This is a genomic window from Candidatus Baltobacteraceae bacterium (genome assembly GCA_036489885.1).
Classification (GTDB): domain Bacteria; phylum Vulcanimicrobiota; class Vulcanimicrobiia; order Vulcanimicrobiales; family Vulcanimicrobiaceae; genus JAFAMS01.
In genome coordinates this window covers 77,260-101,204 of record DASXEW010000001.1, presented here as the reverse complement: position 1 = coordinate 101,204, position 23,945 = coordinate 77,260, and the positions used below count along the sequence as shown (strand labels likewise).

General features: G+C 59.7%; 25 protein-coding genes. 9 read left to right on the top strand and 16 right to left on the bottom strand.

Annotation, left to right across the window (positions count from 1 at the left end):
- Positions 1-4 precede the first annotated feature (4 nt).
- The 12 genes from VGG22_00500 to bla form a co-directional block, all read right to left on the bottom strand.
- Positions 5-694: an ABC transporter ATP-binding protein gene (locus tag VGG22_00500; GenBank protein ID HEY1726841.1), complete on the bottom strand. Its 690-nt coding sequence runs from the start codon at positions 692-694 to the stop codon at positions 5-7.
- Entirely contained in the window at positions 688-1,440 is a 753-nt protein-coding gene (locus VGG22_00495; GenBank protein ID HEY1726840.1) for an ABC transporter ATP-binding protein, read from the bottom strand. The genes VGG22_00500 and VGG22_00495 overlap by 7 nt, the downstream gene beginning before the upstream one ends.
- The gene (locus VGG22_00490; protein HEY1726839.1) at positions 1,440-2,384 is read right to left on the bottom strand and encodes a branched-chain amino acid ABC transporter permease; all 945 of its coding nucleotides are present in this window, start codon (positions 2,382-2,384) and stop codon (positions 1,440-1,442) included. The genes VGG22_00495 and VGG22_00490 overlap by 1 nt, the downstream gene beginning before the upstream one ends.
- Positions 2,381-3,259 (bottom strand): branched-chain amino acid ABC transporter permease, encoded by an 879-nt coding sequence (locus tag VGG22_00485; protein HEY1726838.1) that lies wholly within the window; start codon positions 3,257-3,259, stop codon positions 2,381-2,383. The genes VGG22_00490 and VGG22_00485 overlap by 4 nt, the downstream gene beginning before the upstream one ends.
- 1 nt (position 3,260) lies before the next feature.
- Entirely contained in the window at positions 3,261-4,433 is a 1,173-nt protein-coding gene (locus VGG22_00480) for an ABC transporter substrate-binding protein (protein HEY1726837.1), read from the bottom strand.
- Positions 4,434-4,505: 72 nt separating this feature from the next.
- Positions 4,506-5,864 carry a replicative DNA helicase gene (gene dnaB / locus VGG22_00475; protein HEY1726836.1) on the bottom strand — a complete coding sequence of 453 codons (1,359 nt, stop codon included), beginning with the start codon at positions 5,862-5,864 and terminating at the stop codon, positions 4,506-4,508.
- The gene (gene lonC, locus VGG22_00470; GenBank protein HEY1726835.1) at positions 5,861-7,834 is read right to left on the bottom strand and encodes a Lon family ATP-dependent protease; all 1,974 of its coding nucleotides are present in this window, start codon (positions 7,832-7,834) and stop codon (positions 5,861-5,863) included. Before lonC ends, dnaB begins: the two co-directional genes overlap by 4 nt.
- Positions 7,835-7,840: 6 nt before the next feature.
- Entirely contained in the window at positions 7,841-8,287 is a 447-nt protein-coding gene (gene rplI / locus VGG22_00465; protein HEY1726834.1) for a 50S ribosomal protein L9, read from the bottom strand.
- Between the two features lies 1 nt (position 8,288).
- Positions 8,289-8,540: a 30S ribosomal protein S18 gene (gene rpsR, locus VGG22_00460; protein ID HEY1726833.1), complete on the bottom strand. Its 252-nt coding sequence runs from the start codon at positions 8,538-8,540 to the stop codon at positions 8,289-8,291.
- 87 nt (positions 8,541-8,627) lie between these two features.
- Complete coding sequence (locus tag VGG22_00455; protein ID HEY1726832.1) at positions 8,628-9,977, bottom strand: NADP oxidoreductase; 1,350 nt, start codon at positions 9,975-9,977, stop codon at positions 8,628-8,630.
- Between the two features lie 197 nt (positions 9,978-10,174).
- Positions 10,175-10,645 carry a YbaK/EbsC family protein gene (locus tag VGG22_00450; GenBank protein ID HEY1726831.1) on the bottom strand — a complete coding sequence of 157 codons (471 nt, stop codon included), beginning with the start codon at positions 10,643-10,645 and terminating at the stop codon, positions 10,175-10,177.
- Complete coding sequence (gene bla / locus VGG22_00445) at positions 10,639-11,523, bottom strand: class A beta-lactamase (GenBank protein ID HEY1726830.1); 885 nt, start codon at positions 11,521-11,523, stop codon at positions 10,639-10,641. The genes VGG22_00450 and bla overlap by 7 nt, the downstream gene beginning before the upstream one ends.
- Before the next feature lie 65 nt (positions 11,524-11,588).
- Between bla and msrA the strand changes: the two genes are divergently transcribed.
- Positions 11,589-12,239, top strand: coding sequence for a peptide-methionine (S)-S-oxide reductase MsrA (gene msrA / locus VGG22_00440; protein ID HEY1726829.1), 651 nt, complete (start codon positions 11,589-11,591; stop codon positions 12,237-12,239).
- Positions 12,240-12,242: 3 nt separating this feature from the next.
- Here the strand turns inward: msrA and VGG22_00435 are convergent, their stop codons facing one another.
- The gene (locus tag VGG22_00435; protein ID HEY1726828.1) at positions 12,243-13,508 is read right to left on the bottom strand and encodes a DUF6600 domain-containing protein; all 1,266 of its coding nucleotides are present in this window, start codon (positions 13,506-13,508) and stop codon (positions 12,243-12,245) included.
- 98 nt (positions 13,509-13,606) lie between these two features.
- Between VGG22_00435 and VGG22_00430 the strand changes: the two genes are divergently transcribed.
- The 8 genes from VGG22_00430 (at position 13,607) to VGG22_00395 (ending at position 21,321) form a co-directional block, all read left to right on the top strand.
- A complete protein-coding gene (locus VGG22_00430; protein ID HEY1726827.1) occupies positions 13,607-14,143 on the top strand; it encodes a thiamine pyrophosphate-binding protein in 537 nt (178 codons plus the stop codon).
- On the top strand, positions 14,140-14,745 hold the full coding sequence (locus VGG22_00425; protein ID HEY1726826.1) for a thiamine pyrophosphate-dependent enzyme: 606 nt from the start codon (positions 14,140-14,142) through the stop codon (positions 14,743-14,745). Before VGG22_00430 ends, VGG22_00425 begins: the two co-directional genes overlap by 4 nt.
- 91 nt (positions 14,746-14,836) lie before the next feature.
- Complete coding sequence (locus tag VGG22_00420) at positions 14,837-16,516, top strand: FAD-dependent oxidoreductase (protein ID HEY1726825.1); 1,680 nt, start codon at positions 14,837-14,839, stop codon at positions 16,514-16,516.
- Positions 16,489-17,523, top strand: a complete 1,035-nt coding sequence (locus VGG22_00415) for a succinate dehydrogenase/fumarate reductase iron-sulfur subunit (GenBank protein ID HEY1726824.1) — start codon at positions 16,489-16,491, stop codon at positions 17,521-17,523. Before VGG22_00420 ends, VGG22_00415 begins: the two co-directional genes overlap by 28 nt.
- Positions 17,520-18,404, top strand: coding sequence for a CoB--CoM heterodisulfide reductase iron-sulfur subunit B family protein (locus VGG22_00410; GenBank protein ID HEY1726823.1), 885 nt, complete (start codon positions 17,520-17,522; stop codon positions 18,402-18,404). Before VGG22_00415 ends, VGG22_00410 begins: the two co-directional genes overlap by 4 nt.
- A 5-nt stretch (positions 18,405-18,409) precedes the next feature.
- Positions 18,410-18,799: a thioesterase family protein gene (locus VGG22_00405; GenBank protein HEY1726822.1), complete on the top strand. Its 390-nt coding sequence runs from the start codon at positions 18,410-18,412 to the stop codon at positions 18,797-18,799.
- Positions 18,800-18,843: 44 nt separating this feature from the next.
- Positions 18,844-20,064, top strand: coding sequence for an Nramp family divalent metal transporter (locus VGG22_00400; protein HEY1726821.1), 1,221 nt, complete (start codon positions 18,844-18,846; stop codon positions 20,062-20,064).
- Complete coding sequence (locus VGG22_00395) at positions 20,065-21,321, top strand: Nramp family divalent metal transporter (GenBank protein ID HEY1726820.1); 1,257 nt, start codon at positions 20,065-20,067, stop codon at positions 21,319-21,321.
- Here the strand turns inward: VGG22_00395 and VGG22_00390 are convergent.
- From VGG22_00390 to coxB, 3 genes are read right to left on the bottom strand one after another with little or no spacing between them, the layout of a single operon-like run.
- Entirely contained in the window at positions 21,318-21,692 is a 375-nt protein-coding gene (locus VGG22_00390; protein ID HEY1726819.1) for a cytochrome c oxidase subunit 4, read from the bottom strand. The genes VGG22_00395 and VGG22_00390 overlap by 4 nt on opposite strands.
- Positions 21,689-23,281 (bottom strand): cytochrome c oxidase subunit I, encoded by a 1,593-nt coding sequence (ctaD, locus tag VGG22_00385; GenBank protein HEY1726818.1) that lies wholly within the window; start codon positions 23,279-23,281, stop codon positions 21,689-21,691. The genes VGG22_00390 and ctaD overlap by 4 nt, the downstream gene beginning before the upstream one ends.
- Positions 23,278-23,913 carry a cytochrome c oxidase subunit II gene (gene coxB, locus VGG22_00380; protein ID HEY1726817.1) on the bottom strand — a complete coding sequence of 212 codons (636 nt, stop codon included), beginning with the start codon at positions 23,911-23,913 and terminating at the stop codon, positions 23,278-23,280. The genes ctaD and coxB overlap by 4 nt, the downstream gene beginning before the upstream one ends.
- Positions 23,914-23,945: the final 32 nt, after the last annotated feature.

Genomic DNA, 23,945 nt, shown 5'->3' with positions numbered 1-23,945 from the left:
CTTTTCATCCTAAATACGCACGTTCTACCAAATCGGAGCCGCGCACGTCGCTCGCGGCGTGGGAGAACCGAATAACACCGTGCGATAGTGCATAGGCCCAGTCCGCAAACTCGAGCGCAAGATTCGCATTCTGCTCGACCAGCAGCACCGAAATATTCTGCGCCCGAAAGCCGGCAATGATCTCGAAGATGTGCTCGACGATCAACGGCGCGAGCCCGAGGCTTGGTTCGTCAAGCATGAGGAGACGCGGCTCTCCCATCAGCGCCCGTCCCATCGCGAGCATTTGTTGCTCGCCGCCCGAGAGCGTGCCCGCAAGCTGTTGCAGACGATCGCGCAATGCTGGGAAAATCTCGAGGATGCGATCGAGCTGGGAAATGCTTCCGCGCGCATACGTCCCGAGGCTAAGGTTCTCGCGAACGGTCAAGCCCGGAAATACTTGGCGCCCTTCCGGGCAGTGAACAACTCCGCGACGCACGATTGCCGAGGGAGCAAGCCTCGTGATGTTCTCCCCGTCGAACGAAATCGAGCCGCGCACGTCACGAATCAGTCCGGAGATCACTTTCAGCGTCGTTGATTTTCCGGCACCGTTCGCACCCAACAGCGCCACGACGCTTCCGTCCGGGACTTCGAGACTGATGCCGTGCAGGACGTGAACGTGTCCGTAATATGCGTGGACGTTCTCGAGCTTCAGCATCGGCTCGTACCCAGATAACAGCGCACGGTTTCGGGATCGATACGAACCTGCGCGGGTGGTCCCTCGGTAACTTTTCGTCCGAAATCCATCACAGTAATGCGCTCGGCGATGCTTTCCAGAAGTTCGAAATGGTGCTCGATCATCAGAACTGCGCAACGCGCGCCGGCATCGACGATACACTTGATCAGTTGCGGAGTTTCCGCGTCGGTTAACCCCGCGAAAGGCTCGTCGAGCAACAACACCTTCGGGTCGGAGATAATTGCGCGCGCGACGTCGAGCAGCTTTTGATGACCGTACGGCAGATCGGCGGGCGACTGATCCCGATCGCCCCAAAGATCGAGACGGCGCAACAGCTCTTCCGCTCGCGCCTGCGCATCACGTTCTTGTGCACGCGTTGCGGGTAGGTAGAGCGCTCCCTCGATGCCGGTCGTCATGTCAACGTGCAATCCGACGAGCAGATTTTCCATGACGCTGAGAGTCGGAAAGACTTCGGCGCGTTGAAAGCTGCGTGCGATTCCGGCGCCGACGACTTCGTGCGAGCGTAAGGCGAGAATGTCGCGTCCATTTAGCTCGATGCTGCCCTCCGAGACGGGACACACGCGGCTCAGCGCGTTGATCAACGTCGTCTTTCCTGCACCGTTCGGACCAACGAGCGCAAACACGCCCGAGCCGGGGACGTCGATGTCGAACTGATTGACCGCCGTAAGGCCGCCGAAACGGACGGTCACGCCGCGTACCGTCAGCATTATCGGGACCTCGGCTTTACGCGCAACAGCCCCTTGAGGCCGCTCGGCGCAAACAACACGACCAAAACGATGACGCCGCCCAGGATTGCGAGCGACAAGCCGCTCACGGTGGACGCTGCGACGCGCAGCCCGTCGACCAAAACGGTCCCACCGATTGCGCCCGCAATCGATCCCATCCCGCCGATCACGACCATCGCGAAGAACAAGAGCGTTTGATCGATGCCGAAGTCTTCAGGCGCGACGAAACCAGCGAGAAATGCGTACAGCGCCCCCGCAACTCCGGCCAAGAATGCGCTGCAGACGAACGCCAGAACTTTGGTCCGCGCGATCGGCACGCCCATGGCTGCGGCTGCGACCTCGCTATCACGAATCGCCGCGAACGAACGTCCGATCCGCGTACGAAGCAGATTCCACGTAAGAACGATGACGACGACCAGCACGGCAAGCGAGATATAGTACATTGCGACCGGCGATCCGATCTTTAAGCCAAAGAACGTCGGTTGGTGCAGATGAATCCCTTGGTCGCCGCCTGTGAGCGCGTCCCATTTCAGCGCAATCTGGTCGACCGCGATGCCGTAGCCCAGGGTCACGATGCCGAGATAGTGTCCGCGCAGACGCGTCGCCGGGAGTCCCACGATCAAGCTCGCGAGCGCTGAAAGCAATCCGCCCGCCAGCAAGCTGAGCACGACGTCAACTCGATAGTGTTCGTTCAATATCGCGGCCGTATATGCGCCGACGGCGAAGAATCCGCTGTGTCCCAGAGAGATCTGTCCGCTTCGTCCCATCAACAGATCCAAGCTGATCGCTACGACTGCGAATATAAATAATTCGGAGACGACGAACAGCCAGTAGACTTGGCGTTGTCCTATCGCCTGAAGCGCTAGCGGCAGGAGCGCACAGACTGCAACGAAGACGATTGCAACGACGTCGCGCCGGATGCTCAAACCTTTTCGACCGTTCGCCGCCCGAACAAACCGTCGGGCTTGACGTAAAGAATGACGAGCAGCAATCCGAAGACGATTGACATCGCGAGCTCGGGCGCAAGAAACGCGTCGATAAGATTGACGATGACGCCGAGGACGAGACCACCGATAACCGCGCCGAGCAGTGATCCGAAGCCGCCGAGGATTGCTGCGACAAATGCATACACGACGATCGTGTCCATCATGTTCGGCGTCACGGATGTCGTCGGTGCGGCCAGCACGGCTGCAACGCCGCCCAGCATCACGCCGATGCCCCATGCAAGCGAGAGCACGCGCCCGATCGGGATCCCCATCAAACGCGCAGCGTACATGTTTTCGGTGATCGCCCGCATGCCCAGACCAATCTTCGTCGTGCGGAATAACGTAGCTAAGCCGATGCTGAGCACGATTAAGAGTGCAAGCTCGACGACGTCTTGTGGCCGTAGGACGAGTCCGCCGATGAGCACCGGCCCGATGCCGAGCGGAATCGCCATCGGCCGCGGATTGTAACCGAAGAATATTCCGAGCATTCCTTCGATGAACATGAAGAGCCCGAGAGTCAAGACCACTTGCGTGAGGATCGGCGCGTCGGCGATTCGGCCGAGCAGAACGGTTTGAACCACGACGCCGATGAGAAATGCGGTCAGGATCGCGCCGAGCAAGGCAACGGGGAACGGAACCTGAGCGTTCGTGAGCAACAAGTACGCAACGTACGTCGCTGCCATTCCCATGGCGCCTTGTGCAAAATTGACGACGGTGCTGGCGTTGTAGATGACAACCAAACCCAAGGCAGCCAGCGCGTAGAGACTCCCTTGCGCGAGTCCAGCCAGCGCGAGCTGGAGGACGTATTGGATCATGCTACTTCATGGTCGAGCCGTTGAACATGCTGCCGGCGGCGGTTTCCCAATGATCGCCCTTCGCTTGCCACACGACTTGACAGCACAGACCCTCATGCTGCTCGGCAGTATAGTTGAGCTTACCGCCGATCGTATCGTAACCGTGTAACGTGTTCAGTGCGCTAACGAGCGCGTCGCGTGTGATCGGCCCCTTGATGCGATCCAGACCGCCATACACCGTTTGTCCCGCGAGCCAGCCCCACGCTGCATAAATATCCGGCGCGTGTCCGGGTTCGTATTTAGCCATCGCGCTTGCGAACGCGTTCCAGCGGGGATCGCTGCTTCCCGGTGCGGGAAGGAACGCCGTGCAATACGATCCTTCGAGACTTGCAATCGTTTTGAAGATGCCGGTGTAACCGCAGGCCGACGCCGTCAAAATTCGAGCCGGATGATAGTCCAGGCTCGCCATTTGATTGAGCACTTGAGCTCCGGCTGCCGCAATCGTGGCGAGCATGACGACTTTGATGCCGGCTGCTTTCAGCTTGATCACGTCGCTGCTGAAATCGACTTGCGACGGTACGTAAGGAATCGTCATGTCGACCTTGCCGAGCTCGCTCTGAATGCCTTCGAGGATCGGCTTTCCGAACGCGTCATCTTGGTAGATCACGGCCGTCGCTTGTCCCGGGAACTGCTTCTTCACGAAAGCGCCCATAGTTTTTCCGTCGGTCGTGTAGATCGGCCACGAAGGAAAGACGTATTTCAGTCCACTCGCGTAAAAAATCGGACTCCCGCTGCCCATCGAGATCAGCGGAACCTGCGCGTCATCCAACATCTTGTACACCGCCGCGGTCGTCGGACTTCCAATCGGACCGACGATTGCGAAGACGTGATCTTCGTACACCAGCTTCTTATCGAGCGCTGTCGTTTGCGAAGGCTGATAGCTGTCGTCGTACGATATCAAGCGCAGCTTCTTTCCGTGAACGCCACCGCGGTCGTTGACGGATGCGATGAACGCTTCCAGTCCCCAGCGTGAGGCGCCGATTGGAGCCTGTGGCCCCGATTGCGCAGCGGTTTGCCCAAGGACGATCGTATCGCCGGTGACGGTTCCACCCGGCGCCTCTTGCGCAATCGTCGCGACATTTAAGGTAAGCACTGCAAGAAGTGCGCTGCCAACAATGGCTGAAAGTCTCAACATGTGAGAACCTTTTCCGCAGAGTAGTGTTGCACGGGCTTTTTGCGCTCGTGCCGCAGTCACCTACTCAGTACGTCAGGGCGTTGCGTATCGTCCGGTGTCGGCGTACGCGACGAACTTCGTAAACTCCGGCTGGAACATCATCTTCACCGTTCCGGTTCGTCCGTTGCGATGCTTGGCGAGAATTAGTTCCGTGACGCCCGGGTCGGCGGTTTCCTTATTGTAGTATTCATCGCGATAGATGAATGCGACGATATCCGCTTCCTGTTCGATAGCGCCCGAATCACGAAGGTCCGAAAGCATCGGGCGTTTATCTTGACGGGCTTCAACCGCGCGGTTGAGCTGCGCAAGAGCAACGATCGGCACCTCTAGATCTTTAGCGGTCGCTTTGAGTGTGCGGCAAATTTCCGAGATCTCGTCGTTGCGGTTGGCGCCTTTACTCAATTGACCTGGACGCACCAGCTGCAAATAGTCAATGAAAATAATCCCGAGCCCATTCGATGAGGCTTTGAGGCGACGCGCGCGGCTGCGAATCTCCGTCACGGATACTGAAGCCGAATCGTCCAGATAGATCGGCATGCTCGAAAGCTGACTCATCGCTTCGCTGAGCATCGTCCACTCATTATCGTGGATGTTTCCGCGTTTGAGTTTCTGCGAATCGAGCCGCGCGGCTGATGCCAGCAAGCGCTGGACGAGCTCTTCGTTGGTCATCTCGAGCGAGAAGAACGCGACAGGCTTCTGATCGATGCGCGCGGCCTCGGCCGCCATCGTGAGGGCGAGCGACGTCTTTCCCATGCCGGGACGCGCCGCGAGAATGATCAAGTTCCCTGGCTGAAACCCAGCCGTGTGATCGTCGATGTCGCGGAAACCGGAAGTTATCCCGGTGCGATCGCCGCGCTGGCTGAACAGCTGATCGAGATTGTCGAAGACCGGCTTGAGCATCTGCGAGACCGGCGTGAATTTTCCGTGCATCTGCCGGCGCCCGACTTCGTAAACGATCTGTTCGCTGCGATCGAGCGAACCTTCGACGTCTTCTTCGCCTTCGTACCCGATGCGCGTGATCTGCGTTCCGGCGTGGATGAGACCGCGCAGCGACGACTTCTCGCGTACGATGTTCGCATAGTATTCGGCAGATGCGGCCGTCGGGACGGTGTCCATCAAGGACGTCAGATAAGCGAGCCCGCCGATCTTCTCGAGTTGCCCGCGACGCTTCAGTTCTTCGGAAAGTGTAATCTTGTCGAGCGGCTCACCGCGTTCGTACAAAGCGAGCAACGCCGTGTAGATCGTCTCGTGCATCGCCGCGTAAAAATCAGCCGGCTCGATGATCTCGGCCACGGTCGCCATCATTTCCCGGTCGACCAAAATCGAGCCGAGCAGCGCCATCTCCGCCTCGAGATTCTGGGGCGGGATGCGATCGACGCTGCCTGCGGTCATCGGTTTCGGGTTCGCCGCAGGTTGGGCGGGACCCGCACCGTTTTCTTACGCGCAGGCGCATCGAGTCCGTAGGCTGCGAGCGCTTCCTGCACCGTCGAGACGGGGATCACATCGAGCCCGAGCGTCATGCGATCGAGCTCGCGCGCATTCTCCTTTGGAATGATGACCGCGCGCATGCCGGCTTGTCGCGCCGCGTAGAGTTTCTCGACGACGCCGCCGATCGGTCGCACGCGACCTTGAATCGAGATCTCGCCGGTGACGGCAATGTTTTGCGGTAATGCTTTCTTCGTAAGCGCCGAGTACGTCGCGAGGAACACGGCGAGGCCGGCGGAGGGACCGTCGATGTTACCGCCGCCGATGATGTTGACGTGCAGATCGTAGTCGGCCAGATCGATTCCGGCGAGCGCACGCAAAACCGCGGCGGCGTTGAACACACTGTCTTTTGCCATCGATCCGGCAGTCTCGTTGAAACGCACCGTTCCTTTGCCCTGATGCGACGCGCGAAAGACGATCGCTTCAATCTCGATCAAGCTGCCCAAATAATGTACGACGCCCAAGCCGAACGATTTTCCGACTTCGCGCGTCCGTCGTGCCCGCACGGGTGTGTGCGGTAGCATACGTCCGGATTGGACGACCGCCAGAACGTCGTCGGCCACGATCCCCGCCTTGCGTTTGCTCTTCCCGCGGCGCACGAGTGCAAGGCCAAAGGCATCGGCTAAGATCTGGACCGCTTTGCGGCCTTCGATCGTGTAGGATGCGATCAGCTCGGCGACGGCTTTCGAACAGCGCACGCCCAGTCGTTTTGCGGCCGACGTAACGATCGCGGCAACCTGCGACTGGGTGAGCGGCTGAAAGTACACCGCGGCCGTGCGTGAGAGAATCGCTGGATCGATCTCATCCGGTTCGCGCGTCGTCGCACCGATCAGTACGAAATCCGCCGGCGCGCCTTCTTTGAAAAGCTTGCGGACGTACGCGGGGACGGACGGATCGCTGTCGTCATAGTACGACGATTCGAACATTACGCGTTTGTCCTCGAGCACTTTGAGCAACTTGCTCTGCAAGAGCGGATCCATCTCGCCGATCTCGTCGATAAACAGTACGCCCGCGTGCGCACGGGTCACGAGACCGAGCTTCGGCTCGGGAATGCCGCCCTCGGCGAATTCGCGCCGCGAGCCTTGATAGATCGGATCGTGCACGCTGCCGAGCAGCGGGTTCGTCGTTTCACGCGGGTCCCATCGCAGCGTCGCGCCGTTGGCTTCAACGAATGGCGCGTCCGGAACGAACGGCCCGCGGCCAAGTCGTTTGGCCTCTTCGAGTGCGAGCCGCGCCACGGTCGTCTTTCCGACACCGGGAGGTCCGAACAAGATAACGTGCTGCGGATACGGCGACGCGATCTTTGCGAGCAACGACCGCACGGCCGCATCTTGCCCGACGACTTGATCGAGCTTCTTCGGACGCAATTGCATCAGCGCGGAATCCGAGAGCGCGCGTCCTTCCATTATGCCAAGCTCTTCGAGCTTCTTCTGTGTCGCCGGCGTCTCGGGTCCGAGATCGTCTTTGAGTGCTTCGAGCTTGAGCTCACGAAGATAGTCGTTGTGGCGAGCCGCCATCTTCGCGTTGATCTTGCGATCGAGATTATCTTCGACCGTGCGCTGCGCGATGAGCTCGGCTAAGCCGTCCTCACACTCCTCGAGCTTCTTTCGAAATGCGTTCGGTGCAGGCGGACCTTCAATCGTCGGGTCTTCGAACACAAGCCGCTGCAGCGCGTGAATACGATCGCCAACGCGCTCGCTGCGCATGCCTTTGAGCGCGCCAAGCTTCCCCGCACGCAACACGATCTTCTCCGCACCGAGCAGTTCGGCAAGCAACGCGTACAAAGCGTCGACATGCCGTCGCACTTCGCCCTCGCCTCCGTACTTGCGGCGGAAGCGACGAACGAACCGGTTATCGCTGTCCTTCGCTGTAGCCACCGATGCTTACGCGGGTACGACCTCGACCGTCGCCTTTGCCGTGACGTTATTTCCGAGCTTGACTTCGACGGGATACGTTCCGACCGCTTTGATCGGCGTCTTGAGCTCGATCTTGTGGCGATCGAGCGCAATGTCGAAGCTGCGCTGAATCGCGTCGGCGATCTGCGCGTTCGTGATCGTTCCGAAGAGCTTACCGTTGCCGCCGGCGCGTGCCTGGACCGAAAGCGGCTTGCTCTCGAGGATGCGCGCTAGCTCTTGCGATTGCGCGAGATCCTCGGCTTGACGCTTGGCCTTCGCCTTGTTTTGCTGCTCGAGCGTCGCAAGCGCGCCCGCCGATGCTTCGGCGGCGAGCTTTTTCGGTATCAGAAAATTATTCGCGTAACCCTCGGCGACTTCGACGATGGCTCCGCGCTTACCGAGCGCCTTGACGTCGCTCAGGAGAATGACGCGCATGCTACTCCGCGACGAAAGGCAAAAGCGCGATGATACGTGCGCGCTTGACGGCGGTCGTCAAACCGCGTTGATGTTTGGCGCAATTTCCGGATATACGGCGCGGCAGAATCTTGCCGCGTTCCGAGATGTACTTACGCAGACGCGTCGTGTCTTTGTAATCGATCGCGTCGGTCTTCTCTGCGCAAAAATTACAGATCTTGCGCTTCGGCCGACGCTCTTTCTTTGCCGCCGCGCGCTTTTTCGTAGCTGCCAATTACCTGTTCTTCCTTAATATACGAACGAATTTCGGACTTTTGGGACCGGACGAGATTATAAGTACCCGTCCACGGAGCCTGCTCGCCTACCCCTTCCCGGCAAGCAGTGAGGTAAAATCGGTGACTTTGACCCGCTCCTCGCGGCCGTTTTTCGATCCCAGCTCCCGTTCGTGACGATCGATTGCCAGCCAGTCGTCCCATGAACACACGTTAACGCCGCGTGATTGCAAGAGCGCATCGAGCGCCGCCTCGCTCCCTTCGGGTGCCCGAGGGAGGCTCGGGAGATCCTGGACGATGGCGCGCACGGTTTCCGCGGCATCCGCTTTATTCGTCCCGATGACGCCGCTTGGGCCGCGCTTGATCCAACCGGCGACATACTGCCCGCTAACGCCGGCACCGTTTTCGTCAACCACGCGCCCAGCTAGGTTCGTGATGACATGCACGCGTGAATCGAACGGTAAACCAGGCAACGGGATTCCGCGGTAACCGACGGCGCGGAAAACCATCCCAACTGCAATATTGTCCTTCACGCCGGTCGCGACGGCGTTCTCGCGTTCGTCGAGACGATTGCGTTCGAGCACGATCTCCCGCACGCGATCCGTGCCCTTGATTTCAACCGGAGACGCGAGGAAGACCAAGTGGATCCTTCGCGGACGCCCTTCCGGCTTACGCGCGGAAAGCTCGCCCAAGACATCGAGATTGCGTTTGAGCGCGGACTTTTCGGCGACTGTTTTTGCGCTGGCTTCATCGAGCTCGAGCGCTTTGGGATCGATGATCACGTCGGCGTTCGCGATCTCACCCAGCTCGCGCAGTTCGGGCGTCGTAAACTTGGCTTGCGCGGGGCCTCGGCGTCCCACGAGATAGATGTCGCGGATGCGGCTCACCGCCAACTCGTCAAGCACGTATTCCGGCATGTCGGTCGTACGCAACTCGTCGACATGCTTCGCCAAAATACGCGCCACGTCAATTGCGACATTGCCGACGCCGATGACTGCGACCGCTTCCGAGTCGAGCGCAATCGAGCGGCCGTGCTGATCCGGATGTCCGCTGTACCACGCGACGAACTCCGTCGACGAATAGTTACCGGGCAGATTCTCACCCGGAATCCCAAGCATCCGGTCGACGGCGGCGCCCACCGTGTACGCGGCTACGTCGTAGTATTTCTGCACGTCCTCGAGCATCAGATCGACGCCGAACGCGACGTTGCCGAGAAAGCGGACGCGTTTGTCTTCGAACGTCTTCACGAACGTGTTGATGACCGATTTAATCTTCGGGTGATCCGGTGCGACGCCATACCGCACGAGTCCGTACGGTGCGGGTAAGCGATCGATGATGTCAATCGAAAGCGGTCCCGGATTCGCTTTCAGGAGCGCATCGGCAAGGAACAAGCCGGATGGTCCGGCTCCGAAAATGGCTACGCGCGTTGGACGCTCCACAACGTCACCATATGACGAGGGGGCACTCTTGTCATTCTCGCCCGAAAAGCCTAACTGGAGGCGCGTTTTCGCAGCAGCTCGCGTTCGCAGCGCGGGTACGAAATGCGCGCACATGGCAGGTGGCAATCGCAGCTTATAGCGACGAGTTCTTTCGCCAACATGTCGAACGGCGCGGCCCCAAATCGACACGCCTCCTTTTAAATCGCGAGACCCTCGACGATCTCCGCGTTCGGGAGGGCCAAAAAGATGCCCGGCGGGGCGAGGATCTTGCTCGAACGATTTCCGCCGCCCAAGATGATTTTTTCGCGCGTCATTACGCGCGCATCGACCCAAATCGGAATATCGGTGATCCCGATCGGCGTGACGCCCCCGATCGTCATGCCGGTCATCCGCTCGACGTCTTCGCCCGACGCGAATGACGCGCGCGCGCCGATCTTCTGTTTTACGGCACGATTCACGTCGAGCCGCGTGTTAGCGAGAACGACGCACGCAGCATAACGGGGCGGGTCCGCTTTCCCGATCACAACGATCGTGTTTGCGGAATCTTCGAGCGAATAGCCATATGCTTGCACGAAATTCGCGGTGTCGGCCAGAGCAGGATCGCACGCGACGATCTCCCATCCGGCGTGAATACCGTCGAGCACTTTCTGGACGGCGGGATCTACCATTTCATGCCCACGATAGCGCGAGCCACATCCGCGAGCACGGCGTCACGCTTTTCCGCCGCAACGGTAACGTCGGTAAGATAGACGGACGCGATGAACGGTGAGCGTCCCGGCGGCCACACGATCGCGACGTCGTTGCGCGTATCGTTATCACCGTTTGGCGTGTGTCCACCGCCAAGTCCCGTTTTGTCGCCCGCGCGCCACGACGCCGGAAATCCGGCACGCAATAAATCGAGACCCGTCGTCGAGCGGCGCATCCAGTCGGTCAACATCGCACGTGACCTCGCGCTCAAGATCTGATCGCGCAGCAACAGACGATAGGCATCGAATCCCATCGCTTCGGGCGTCGTCGTGTCACGCGAATCACCCGGAGTCGGCCGATTGAGATACGGCTCGATACGATCGAGGCGCGTGTAGTGGTCACCAACACTGCGCACGTAGCGAGTCATGCCTGCGGGACCGCCGACGCGTTTGAGTATGAGGTTGGCAGCAGTGTTGTCGCTCAACTCGATCGCAGCCGCGCAAAGCTCCCGCATCGTCATCCACCCGCGGCCGACGTTCGCGCGCGTAACCGGCGCGTACTCCAGCAAATCGTCCTTTGAGTAGTGCATGCGATGCTCGAGCCGCAGCGTACCTGCGTCGACGCGCGCCAACACATCCGCAACGGCGAGCAACTTGAACGTGCTGCACATCAGAAAACGTTCGCCCGGCCGATAGCTCACGCGTTGCACGCCGTGCGCGTCGAAAACCGCAACCCCTAAGCGGCCGCCGCTCGTTTCTTCGAGCTGCGCAAGTTTGGTATCGATGTCTTGCGCGAACGCGACCCCTCGCAACCCTGAGACAGCCGCGAGCGTGCCGGCCGCAAACGCACGCCTTTTCATCGGCTTCTTCATATGTAAGGCGCCCTACGGAACCTTTTCGGGCGGCGCTGCGATAATGAGGAGCGATGAACATGCGCTTCCTCAAGAACGTCCTGCTCGCCGGCGCCGCGGTTTTCGCGCTCGGCGCCGCCGCTTTTCCGGACCCGCCCGCGGAGCAAGCGCAGGCGGCGCCCGGCACCGCCAAAATCGTGCTGGCCGGCGGGTGCTTCTGGGGGATGGAAGGCGTCTTCGAATCGCTGCGGGGCGTCAGCAACGTCGTCTCGGGATATTCCGGCGGCCAAGCTGGGACCGCGCACTACGAGATGGTGAGCACCGGCATGACGGGTCACGCCGAATCCGTCGAGATCACGTACGATCCCGCGAAGATTTCGTTTGGTGAATTGCTCAAAGTCTATTTTTCGGTCGCGCACGATCCAACCGAGCTCAACTATCAAGGACCCGATCAAGGCACGCAATATCGCTCGGCGATCTTTTACGCGACGCCGCAGCAGCGCGATCTCGCCGAAGCTTACGTGCACGAGCTAACCGCGGCAAAAGCATTTTCGCATCCGATCGTGACGCAAATCGTTCCGCTGCACGTCTTCTATCCTGCGGAAGCGTACCACCAGCACTTCATGCAGAAGAATCCAAACTATCCGTACATCGTCTACAATGACAAGCCGAAACTCGATGCGCTGCGCCGCACCTATCCGAATCTCGTGAAGTCCGGCGCGTAAGCGCTACTTGCGACTGCTTCCGCCGCCGCCACCTGAGTGACCGCCGCCTGAGCGACCAGCGCCTCCGCCGCTGCGCGCACCGCCGCCGTATATACGATTGCGCACCGGAGTTCCGCCGCGCTGCGCTTCAGGGACTCGAACGGATGGATTGCGCGGAAACGGTACGCCGGAGCGCACGTAACTGTGCATCGGTGGCGGTACGTGCAATCCATTCTTGTTCATATGGTTGCTCGGGCTGACGACGACGTTCGTTGTGTCGTACCACGGTTCGTAGAAATCGCCGGGGCCAAGCGGATGCCACCATATCGCGCCGACCGGCGCCAAAGGCGGTACGGGGATCGCCGAAACAAGAGCCGGCTCCCACGAAACGACGCTCTGTTCGGGAATCCACAACCAACCGAATTCAGCGTCGTCGATCCAGCGGCCATAGTGGTAGGGAGCCCAGCCCCACGGTTCGGCGCTGAGCCAAACCGGTCCGAAGACCGGCGATGTCATCCACGATCCTATCGTGTACGGCGCCCAACCCGGCTTCTCGCCGGGTGACCAAACCATGTCATAAGTTTTGTAGGTAATCCACTGCCCATAGTTTTCGAGCTCGTTTGCACCGAGGATCGGGTTTACGCGTTTATCGGTAGCGCCTGCAGCCAGAACGACGTCGCGCTGATCGTTCCACCGATCGAACTCATCCGCGTTTGTCGCGACGGTGATATCCGTGACCGGATTTTTTCGCGTACCGGTGACTTGCAGCGACATCCCGGAATCGACCGCGAGCGAATCTCCGACCGGAAGCGGAACATCTGCTCTTCCGTCTCTAACCGTCACGCGCGTCGAGACTGCCGGGACCACCTCGATGCGATACGTTCCGGCTTGGCTGATTTGGATCGTCGAGGAGCGCGTGACAACCGTTACGGCCCGAGACTGGAATATGCGTATCTCGATCGTACCACCGTCGACTTCGAGCGACGTGTTGCCTACATCCAATCTGGCAATATAGATCAGCGAACGCGGCGCCATCCGCACCGCAGTCGCCGCATCGATCTCGAGCTCGGCATTGCCGGTCGTCGTCCTCACGAAGTCGCCGGCGAAAACGGGCGCATTGAGTACGCCTGACTCGGCCCAGTCGTCTTCCGAAATCGCAATATCCCCGCCGTCATAACTCACATGGGCGGCGACGACAAACCCGTCAGTCAGCGCGTCGGCATTTGCCGGGGCAATCAGGAGGGCTAAGAGCGCCAAAGCTGTTATGAAGCTGTGAAGCGGACGAGCCATCGACCGTTCCTCCTACCGAATACATTATCGCTTACTTGGCTGGAGTGCCGCTGGGGAGCGAGGGTCTGCAATCATAGAAAGAAAAGAGCATTCGTAGCATGACAACGACGACGAACGGCGCGACCGATTGGCGCGATCAAATCTACGATATCTTCCGTGAAAACGGTGTGCGCCACGTTGCGCACGTTCCGGACGGCGGACACGCCAAGCTGATCAAGCGGTGTGAAGCCGATCCCGAAATGACAACCGTAACGCTGACGACCGAAGAGGAAGGCGTCGGTATGTTAATCGGTTCGTGGCTCGGCGGAACGCGCGGCGCGCTGTTGATCCAATCCAGTGGCGTCGGCAATTGTATGAACGCACTCTCCGTGTTGAAGCACGGAAAGTTTCCCATCCTCATGATCGTCTCGATGCGCGGAGAATGGGGCGAGGGAATGCCGTGGCAAGTTCCGATGGGACAAGCCACGCGCGAAGTGCTCGAAGCGATGGGCGTCATCGTTTATGAAGTCGAGCGTGACAGCGACGTTCACGCGACGATCGAAGCCGCAACATGGCTTTCATTTGACTCCTCGGTCCCCGTTGCAGTCCTCTTGGCGCAGCGGTTGATCGGTACCAAGAAATTCGTGGCAGCATGACGACGACAACTTCCGCTAAACCGCGCATTGCGCTCGAGCGACGCAACGTCGTCAATGCGCTCGTGGCCAATCGCGGCAACGACTTGCTCGCAATTGCCGGCATCGGTAGCCCATGCTGGGATCTGGCCGCCTCCGGCGATCATCCGATGAACTTCTACCTCAACGGTGCAATGGGCAGCGCAGCGGCGATCGGTCTCGGTCTCGCCCTCGCGCAACCCAAAAAACGCATGCTCGTCATCACGGGCGACGGCGAGCTCTTGATGTCACTCGGCATCCTGGCGACGATCGGCGTCGCCGCCCCGAAGAATCTGTCGGTCGTCGTCCTCGACAACGAGGTTTACCTCGAAACGGGCGCACAGCCGACCCACACGGGTCGCGGCGTCGACCTTGCGGCGGTTGCCCGCGCGTGCGCGATTCGCAACGCTGAAACGGTGTATTCACAGGCCGAGCTGGACGCGGCGCTGCCGAAGATTCGCGAAGCCGACGGGCCCGTGTTCACCGTAGTGAAAATCCTGCCCAATAAGGCGAAGCTGGTCATTCCACCGCTGGAAGCGACGTATACCAAGCACCGCATGCGGGAGGCCTTGACGGGTAAACCGTAACCGGGCGCGTGTGCTCATTCATACGTCATAGGAACGAAGTACCGCGCGGGTATATAATCCCGTCGTTTTCGAGACGAGGAGGTTCCGCCGCGTGATAACCGATCACGACATCGTCGTCCTGGGTGCCGGCCTTGCCGGGATGCGGGCGGCACTTGAAGCAGCCCGTAATGGCACGAGCGTTGCCGTCGTCACCAAAGTCCATCCGTTGCGCAGCCATTCGAACGCCGCGCAAGGCGGCATCAATGCCGCGATCGGCGAGGGCGACACCTGGGAATCGCACGCTTTTGACACGATCAAGGGAAGCGACTATCTAGCCGACCAGGACGCCGTCGAGATCATGTGCCGCGAGGCGCCCGCCGACGTCATGGAATTCGAGCACATGGGCGTCATCTTCTATCGCAACGCTGAAGGCAAGCTCGGGACGCGCGCGTTCGGTGGCGCATCGCAAGCGCGGACGTACTTCGTAGGCGACATCACGGGACAGGCGCTGCTGGTGACGCTGTACGACCAGATCCTCAAGGCCGGCGTCAAAGTCTACGAAGAGTGGTTTGCTACGTCCCTATATATGGAAGACGGTCGCTGCCGCGGCGTCGTTGCGCTCGAAATGATAACGGGCGAGCTGCACCTCTTGCGCGCAAAGGCCGTGATCAACGGCGCGGGCGGTGTCGGTCGGCTTTACGAGCCAAGCACGAATGCGTTGATCTGCACGGGCGACGGTTACGGTCTCGCATATCGCGCCGGTGCGCCGCTCATGGACATGGAGATGGTGCAATACCATCCAACGACGCTCGCGGGCAGTGGATTCCTGATGACGGAAGCCGCGCGTGGTGAAGGCGCGTACCTCTTGAATTCCGAGGGCGACCGCTTCATGAAGACGTACGCGCCCAAAATGGTGGAGCTTGCGTCACGCGACGTCGTTTCGCGCTCGGAAGCAACGGAGATCGCGGCGGGTCGCGGCATCGACGGCAACGTTCTGCTCGACCTGCGCCATCTTGGCCCCGAGATCGTACTGAAAAAGCTGCCGCAAGTTCACGAGATGGCGCTCGACTATTTGGGCTTGGACATGCTCAAAGACCCGATTCCGGTTCGGCCCGGCATGCACTACATGATGGGCGGCGTGAAGACGGATGCCAATGGTGCGACTCAGGTTCCGGGTCTCTATGCAGCCGGTGAAGTCGCATGCGTGAGCGTGCACGGCGGCAATCGGCTCGGCGCGAACTCACTGCTCGACACGATTGTCTTCGGACGGCATTCCGGTAAGCACGCCTCGGAATACGTGAAAACGGTTCCGGATTCAAAGGGCGGCGAGCGCCTTTTGAAATCCGAGCAAGCGCGTATCTCCGATCTATTGGCGCGGCCGTATACGGGCGAGACGCACGCACGGTTGCGCCTCGAGCTCGCGACCATGATGGACAAATACGTCGGCGTTTATCGCGACGAAGCCGGTCTTGAAGAAGCCCTCAAGAAACAGCAAGACCTTAAGAAACGCTATGCATCGGTCGCAGTCGGCGACAAAGGCCGCGTATACAATCAAGCCCTGACGTTCGCACTCGAGCTCGGCTACATGATCGACGTCGCCGAGACGATCATTCGCAGCGCGATCTTACGCAAAGAAAGCCGCGGCGCGCAAGCGCGTACCGACTATCCGCAACGCAACGACGCGGAGTGGCTCAAGCACATCCTCGTCCACTTTCGTGGCGACAAAGCACCAGAGATCACGTACCTACCTGTCACGATCACCAAATGGAAGCCGGAGGCTCGCACGTACTGATGAAGTTCACGATCGAGGTCGGACGCTACAATCCCGAAGGGACGTACGCGGACGACGCCAAGCAGGGCGCGCCGTACCCGGCACCGTGGGCGTCGTCTCCGCCACGGCGCTATCAGTCGTACGAAGTCGATCTTCCGGAACACGCCGTCGTCCTCGACGCGCTCATCGAGATCCGCGAATATCAGGACGAGTCGGTCGCGGTTCGCTGCGCCTGCCGCAGCGCGATCTGCGGTTCGTGCGCGATGTGGGTCAACGGTCACGCGCATCTGGCATGCAAGAGCAAGCTGCAAGAATTCACCAAAGACGGTAAGACGCGCGTCGAGTCGCCGCCGTCGATGCCGGTTATCCGCGATCTCGTTTGGGATATGAAGCCGTTCTGGGATAATCACCGCCGCGTGACGCCGTGGCTCGAGAACAAACCGCTTCCGCCGCCGATGCAAGAGTATCGCGTCACCAACGAAGCAATGGAAGAGCTGATTCAAGAAGTCACATGCATCAGCTGCGGCTGCTGCTTGATGGACTGCGAGTCTTTCGCCGTCAACAAAGACTTCATGGGTCCACATGCCCTCGCAAAAGCGTATCGTTACGCCGCCGACCCGCGCGATGATGAGACGCAAAAACGCCTCGGCGAATATAGCCAGCAGGGTGGCGTTTGGGATTGCACGCACTGCTTCGAGTGCGTCCAGCAGTGTCCCAAGGGCGTTGAGCCGCTCGAGCAGATCCTCAAGCTGCGCCGCATGGCGGTCAATGCCGGATACACGCACAATGCGGGGACGCGTCACGCCGACGCGTTCGCAGAATCCGTCAAGCACAGCGGACGGCTGAACGAGCTAACGCTGTTGCCGAAATCGGTCGGCTTTTTCAATGTTCTCGGGCAGCTGGCAACGTTGCCCAGCGCGTTCAACATGATCCGCGCCGGAAAGCTGCCGCCGATCATCCATAAAACGATCCCTGGCGTCAAACGTATTAAAGCGATCTTCGATCGCGTTGGAGGAAGGTTCAAGTGAAAGTCGCGTTTCATCCCGGCTGCGTCTCAAAGGGCGCGTGCCCGGAGCTCTACGTTTCAGCGACAAAAATCGCCGGAACGTTGGGACTTGAGCTTCAGGAGCTCACCGAAGCGCCGTGCACCGGAGCAGGCGTGCTCAGCGAACAGAATCCGGACCTCGGCGATTCGCTCAACGCCTTGACGCTCGCGATGGCAGAGAGCATGGGCGGCAACTTGATGACGATCTGCAGCACCTGCCAGGGCGTGCTCTCCAGCGTCAACCACACGTTCGAAAAGAAACCCGAGCGGCTCGAAAAAGCCAATAAAACGATCGCGGACCAAGGCTACACGTACAAAGGCACTACAAAAGTCAAGCATCTTTTGTGGATGTTGTTCGAAGACATCGGCGTCGACAAACTCAAGTCGGTGATAAAACGTAAGCTGACCGGACTCAAGATTGCGCCGTTCTACGGGTGCTACATCCTACGTCCGAGCGATTCGCTCGGTCTCAAAGAGCGTCCCGAACGCAAGACGTATCTCGAGCAGCTGATTGAATTGCTCGGCGCGGAACGCGTCGACTACACGGGTTCGGGCAAATGCTGCGGCTTCCCGATGCTGACGTTCAACCGCGACAAGTCGCTTGCGATGGGCGGCAATCACATTCTCGAAGCGAAGGAAAAGGGCGCTGATGCGATGGTCACGCCGTGCCCGCTCTGCCATTTGAATCTGGACGGGCAACAGCCTGACGCCGCGCTCGCCATCTCGAGGCCTCTCGAGACGCCGATCTTCCATTTGCCGCAACTGCTTGGATTGGCGCTTGGCTTCTCGCCCGAAGAGCTGCGACTCAACCATCACGTCGTCTCGACCAAGCGCGCTCTCGAAAAAGTCGAGCTCAAAGTCTGAAGACGGTGCCGCTCGGCGCGAAAGGCACGTTCGCTCTCGAGGTCAAGCCCGATCACCTCGCCTCCCGATTCAAAGACGCGACTCTTCCGCCGGTATTCTCGACGCCCGTCATGGTGATGGTGATGGAGAATGCCGCGCTCAACGCCATTAAAGCCTACCTCGAGCCGGGCGAAAGCGCGGTCGGAACGCGCGTCGACATCAAGCATCTCGCAGCGACGCCGGTCGGCATGCACGTTACCGGCGAAGCCGAGGTTACGCACGTCGACGGACGCCGAATCGAGTTCAACGTGCGCGCCAAAGACGAGGACGAGCTGATCGGCGAAGGAACGCACGAGCGGATGATCATTGACGTCGCACGTCTCGCAAAACGCCTAGAAGCAAAAGCAACGCGCTGATCCCGGCACGCGTTCTTCAGTTTTTCCGAACGCTTGGGCCTGGTTTGATCACCGGGGCCGCCGATGACGATCCCTCCGGAATTTCGACGTACTCGGTGGCCGGCGCCAGCGCCGGCTATTCGATGTTATGGCTGACGCTGATATCAACGCCAATGATGGCCGTCGTTCAAGGCATGTGCGCGCGAATCGCGCTCGTGACCGGACAAGGCTTAGCCGGAGTAATCCGCAAGCGGCTTCCTCGGCCGCTCGTCTATCTACTCGTCGCAATAGTAGTTGTGGCGAATACGTTCAACATCGGTGCCGACATCGGCGGTATGGGTGCGGCGGCGCATCTTCTCTCCCCCGTGCCGGTCGTCGTGTGGACCGTCATCTTCGGCGTTGCTCTCATCGCCGCGCAGATTCGTTTCGATTACGAACAAATTTCGCGTGTCTTCAAGTGGTTGACGCTTACGCTTTTCGCCTATGTCGTAACCGCGTTCGTCGTTCATCCACCATGGGCAACGGTTCTGAAGCACCTCGCGGTGCCGGAATTACACTTCGATTCGGGATGGCTCTCGACAATGGTCGGCGTCTTAGGAACCACGATCACGCCCTATCTCTTCTTTTGGCAGTCTTCGCTGATGGTCGAAGAAGAGAAGGCGCACGGACGTACGACGCTCGCGTCCCGAAGGGGGACCGATGCGCAATCGGTTAGCGACGCCCACGCCGACATCAACGCCGGGATGATCTACTCGAACCTCGTGGCGCTTTTCATCATCGTAACGACCGCCGCAACGCTCGGCGCGCACGGGAAACACGGCATTGCAACCGCCGAGCAGGCCGCGGAAGCACTGCGTCCGCTGGCGGGAAATTTTGCGGCGCTGCTTTTTACACTCGGCATGATCGGCACCGGCATTCTCGCAGTGCCCGTCCTGGCGTGTTCTTCGGCATACGTGGTCAGCGAAACGTTTCGCTTTCGCGAAGGTCTGAGCCAGCGTTTCATGAGAGCACCGCAATTCTACATCGTCATCATCGCCGGCATCCTCATCGGGATTGCGATCGATTTGCTGCGCGTTGATCCGATCAAAGCGCTCTTCTGGTCTGCGGTCCTCAACGGCGTCGCTGCCGTTCCTCTTCTCGCCGTCATCGTCTGGCTCGCATCCAACAAAAAGATCATGGGGAAGTGGCGCAGCTCGGTCGTTGCGCGCGCTTGGGGATGGGGCACTGTCGTGCTGATGACGGGCGCGTGCGCGGGTATGTTCTACTTCATCGCGCGCGGTCAATAGATGACGATCGCGAGCCTCTTCAAGCGGCTCGGTCCGGGCTTTATCACCGGCGTCTCGGATGACGATCCGTCCGCGATCGCAACCTACGCGCAATCCGGCGCGCAATTCGGTCTAGCCCAGCTTTGGACCGCACCGTTCGTGTGGCCGCTGCTCTCCGCGATTCAAGAGATGTGCGGCCGGATCGGGCGCGTTACAGGACTCGGCCTCGCCGGCGTGATGCGGCGTCACTATGCGCGGCCGATTGTTTATGTGCTCGTCGGCACGCAAGTGCTGGTCAATACGGTAACGATCGGCGCGGATCTGAGCGGAATGGCGCAGAGCGGACAACTGCTCTGGCATATCCCGTATCTCGTGTGGCTGGCGATCACGACGTGCATCACGATTCCACTGATCGTTTTCATTCCATACGCTATCTACGTCGCGTATTTGCGAGTCATCGGCTTGACGCTGCTTTCGTACATTGCCGCCGCATCGACCCTCAAGATCGACTGGCACGCGTTGCTGCGCGCCACGTTCATCCCGACGCTACGCTTCGACAAAGACTTCTTGCTGGCGCTGGTGGCCGTGTTGGGCACGACCATCTCTCCGTTCGAGTTCTTCTGGGAATCCAGCGAAGAAGTCGAGGAGCTCGTTCAGGAGCACGCGATCTCGCACGAGGGCGAGCGCCCGTCCGAAGGTCAGTTACACCTCGCTTTCGTGCGTTGGGATACCGCCTTCGGCATGTTCGTTGCCAATCTGGTCATGTATTTCATCATTCTCGCCTCGGCATTGACGCTCGGCGCGCACGGCATCACGACCGTCGACACGGCCGCGCAAGCCGCGCAAGCTTTGCGGCCACTAGCCGGCAACGCGACGTTCGCCCTCTTCACGCTCGGCATCATGAGCGCCGGTTTGATCTCGATCCCGGTAATCGCGGCCAGCTCGGCATACGCCGTTACCGGCGCTCTCGACTTACCCGGCAGTCTTGCAGAGCGTCCTTCGAAAGAGCCGACGTTCTATTGGATTATCGTGGGCACGTCGCTTGCAGGATTGCTCGTCAACGCGTTGCCGATACCGCCGTTCCGCTTGCTGTTCTACTCGGCAGTTCTGAGCGGCATCATCTCGCCGGTGATGGTGTTCATGGTCATCAATCTGGCGCGCAGCTCGCGCGTCATGGGACGCCATGCCAACTCTCCGCTCAGCAACGCGCTGGGCTGGATTCTCTTTGCGATCATGACGGCGTCACTCGCTACTTGGATCGTGTTGAACCTGCACTAAGTACTCTCGCGCACGAGCTGCCACATGATGATGAACACGGCCAAAATCGCAAATACACCCAACATTGGGTGGAGCACGATTCCGATCAGAAGAGCCGCGCTGGCGAGTGCGAGCACGATTGGCCACGGTGATTCGGCGGCGAAAATGCCGATGTGCTCCCCGGCAAGCTCTGAAGGCAGGCGTTGCTCGTCGCCGTCATAGTGCGTCGATTTGCGCGTTCCGAGCAGATATGAAATCACCCAAACAAATGCAAGCCCCATAACGCCGATGAGAATCGTCCCGGCCGCTTCGCGCGTATCGAACCAATACGCCGCCGAAACGACGAGCCCGAATGCCATCGAGAGCGCAAAGACACGCAAGGCGATCGTCACCGGGGCGAATCCTTCGCGAATTCCGGATGGTGTAAATCAAACGCCGGACGCTTCGAACGGATCGGCGGCAGCGACTTGAAATTGAATTCGGGCGGAGGCGACGTGGTCGCCCATTCGAGCGCGTTGCCTGCGCCCCACGGATCGTCGGGTTGCTTCTCGCGCGCGAAGACGTGTGAGACGATGATGTTCCAGGCAAACACCCCCGTGCCGACCGTTATGATCGCGGCGCCGATTGTCTCGATGAAGTTGAGCTCGCCCCAGTGCGGGAGATTCGGGTAGGTGAACACGCGGCGCGGCATCCCCATCACGCCGAGCAGCATCATTGGAAAGAACACGACGTTGAAGCCGACGAACATGAACCAGGCGTGGATCTTCCCAAGCGTCTCGTTGAGCTTCACACCCCAAATCTTCGGCCACCAAAAATAGAGCGACGCGAAGATCGCGAACATCGAGCCACCGCCGAGCACGTAGTGAAAGTGTGAGACGAGAAAGTAGCTGCCTTGGGCTTGAAAGTCGATCGGTGGCGAAGCGACCATCACTCCTGTGATTCCACCGACCAAGAAATTCAGCATGAATGCGACCGCGAAAAGCATCGGCGTCTCGAACGTGATCGCGCCGCGCCACATCGTACCGATCCAGTTGAAGAACTTGATTCCGGTCGGAACGGCGATCGCATACGACATCGCCGAGAAAAACGGATCGTTCACGGCGCCCGTCGTGAACATGTGATGCGCCCAGACGGTCATCGACAATCCGGCGATCGCAATTCCTGAAATCGCAAGACCGCTGTACCCGAAGATCGGCTTGCGTGAAAACACCGGAATTATTTCACTGATAGCACCGAACATCGGCAAGATCATGATGTAGACTTCGGGGTGCCCGAAGAACCACCACAAATGCTGGTAGAGAATCGCATCGCCGCCGCCCGCCGGATTGAAGAATTTTGCGTCGAGATGCCGGTCGAGCAGCAGCATGAATTGCACGGCCGTCAGCGACGGAAACGCCATGATTGCCATCAGCGCGGTCGCGAGCATGTCCCAGCAGAAAATCGGGATGCGCCACATCGACATCCCCGGAGCACGAAAGACAAGGATCGTGACGATCAAGTTGATCGACGTAACGATCGACGAAATGCTGGTGAGCGTTACCCCTAATATCCACAGATCCTCGCCCGCGCCGCCGGCGACGTGAAGCTCGGAGAGCGGCGCATACGCATACCAACCCACGTCGGAAGCGCCGCCTACCGTCAAGAACCCTGAAAGAATCGTCAGTCCGCCGAGCAGGTACATCCAGTACGAGTAGGCGTTCATCCGCGGGAACGCGACGTCTGGGGCGCCGATTTGAATCGGCACCAGATAGTTCGCGAGACCAAAGCCGAACGGCGCGATAAACAAAAAGATCATCGCCGTCCCGTGAATCGTGAACGCCTCGTTGAAAACGTGCGCGCTGACGAGCGAATTGTTGGGAACCGCGAGCTGCGCACGTATCAGGTCGGCCAAGAACCCCGCGACGCAGAAAAACGCGAGGCTCGTCACCATGTAGAGGATGCCGATCCTCTTGTGATTGGTAGTGATCAGCCACCCGATCATTTGTGCTCCGCCAGCCAACGCGCGTAGTCGGCTGCCGAAAGAACGCGCACCGTAAATCCCATCTGGGCGTGAAAGGTACCGCAATACTCGCTGCATTCGCCGCGATACGTACCTACGCGCATTGGGCGTAGGTCGAACGACGTCGGCCTCCCGGGTACGGCATCGCGCTTGAACATGAATGTGGGCACCCAGAATTCGTGGATGACGTCGTCCGACCTCAAATTGATCTGCGTTGTTGCGTCCACGGGAAGCATCATGACCGGCGAAGCGCGCGGCGTTCCGTTTACCGCCAGGTTGTGCCGAGGATACGCGAAGCGCCACGACCAGCGGTAGGCGGAGACGTTGACGATCTCATCCGGCTTCGGCACCACCGTCTCGACCTTGGCTTCGACCACGTACGTCTTCACGAACAAGCCGATGACGATCAGGATTGGGATAACCGTCCACAATAACTCGAGCGGCTTGTTTTCGTGAAACGTCGCGCCTTGTTTCTGGGCAGGGTCGCGCCTGCGGTACGCAATCGCGCACCACACGATCAACCCCGCGACAATTGCGTACACCGCAATGCCTGCGAGAATGAAAACTTCCCAGACACTGCGGAGCTCGCCGGCTTGCACCGTGGCTGGCTGCATCCTGGCTTGTTCCTACCCACTAAGAGGCACCC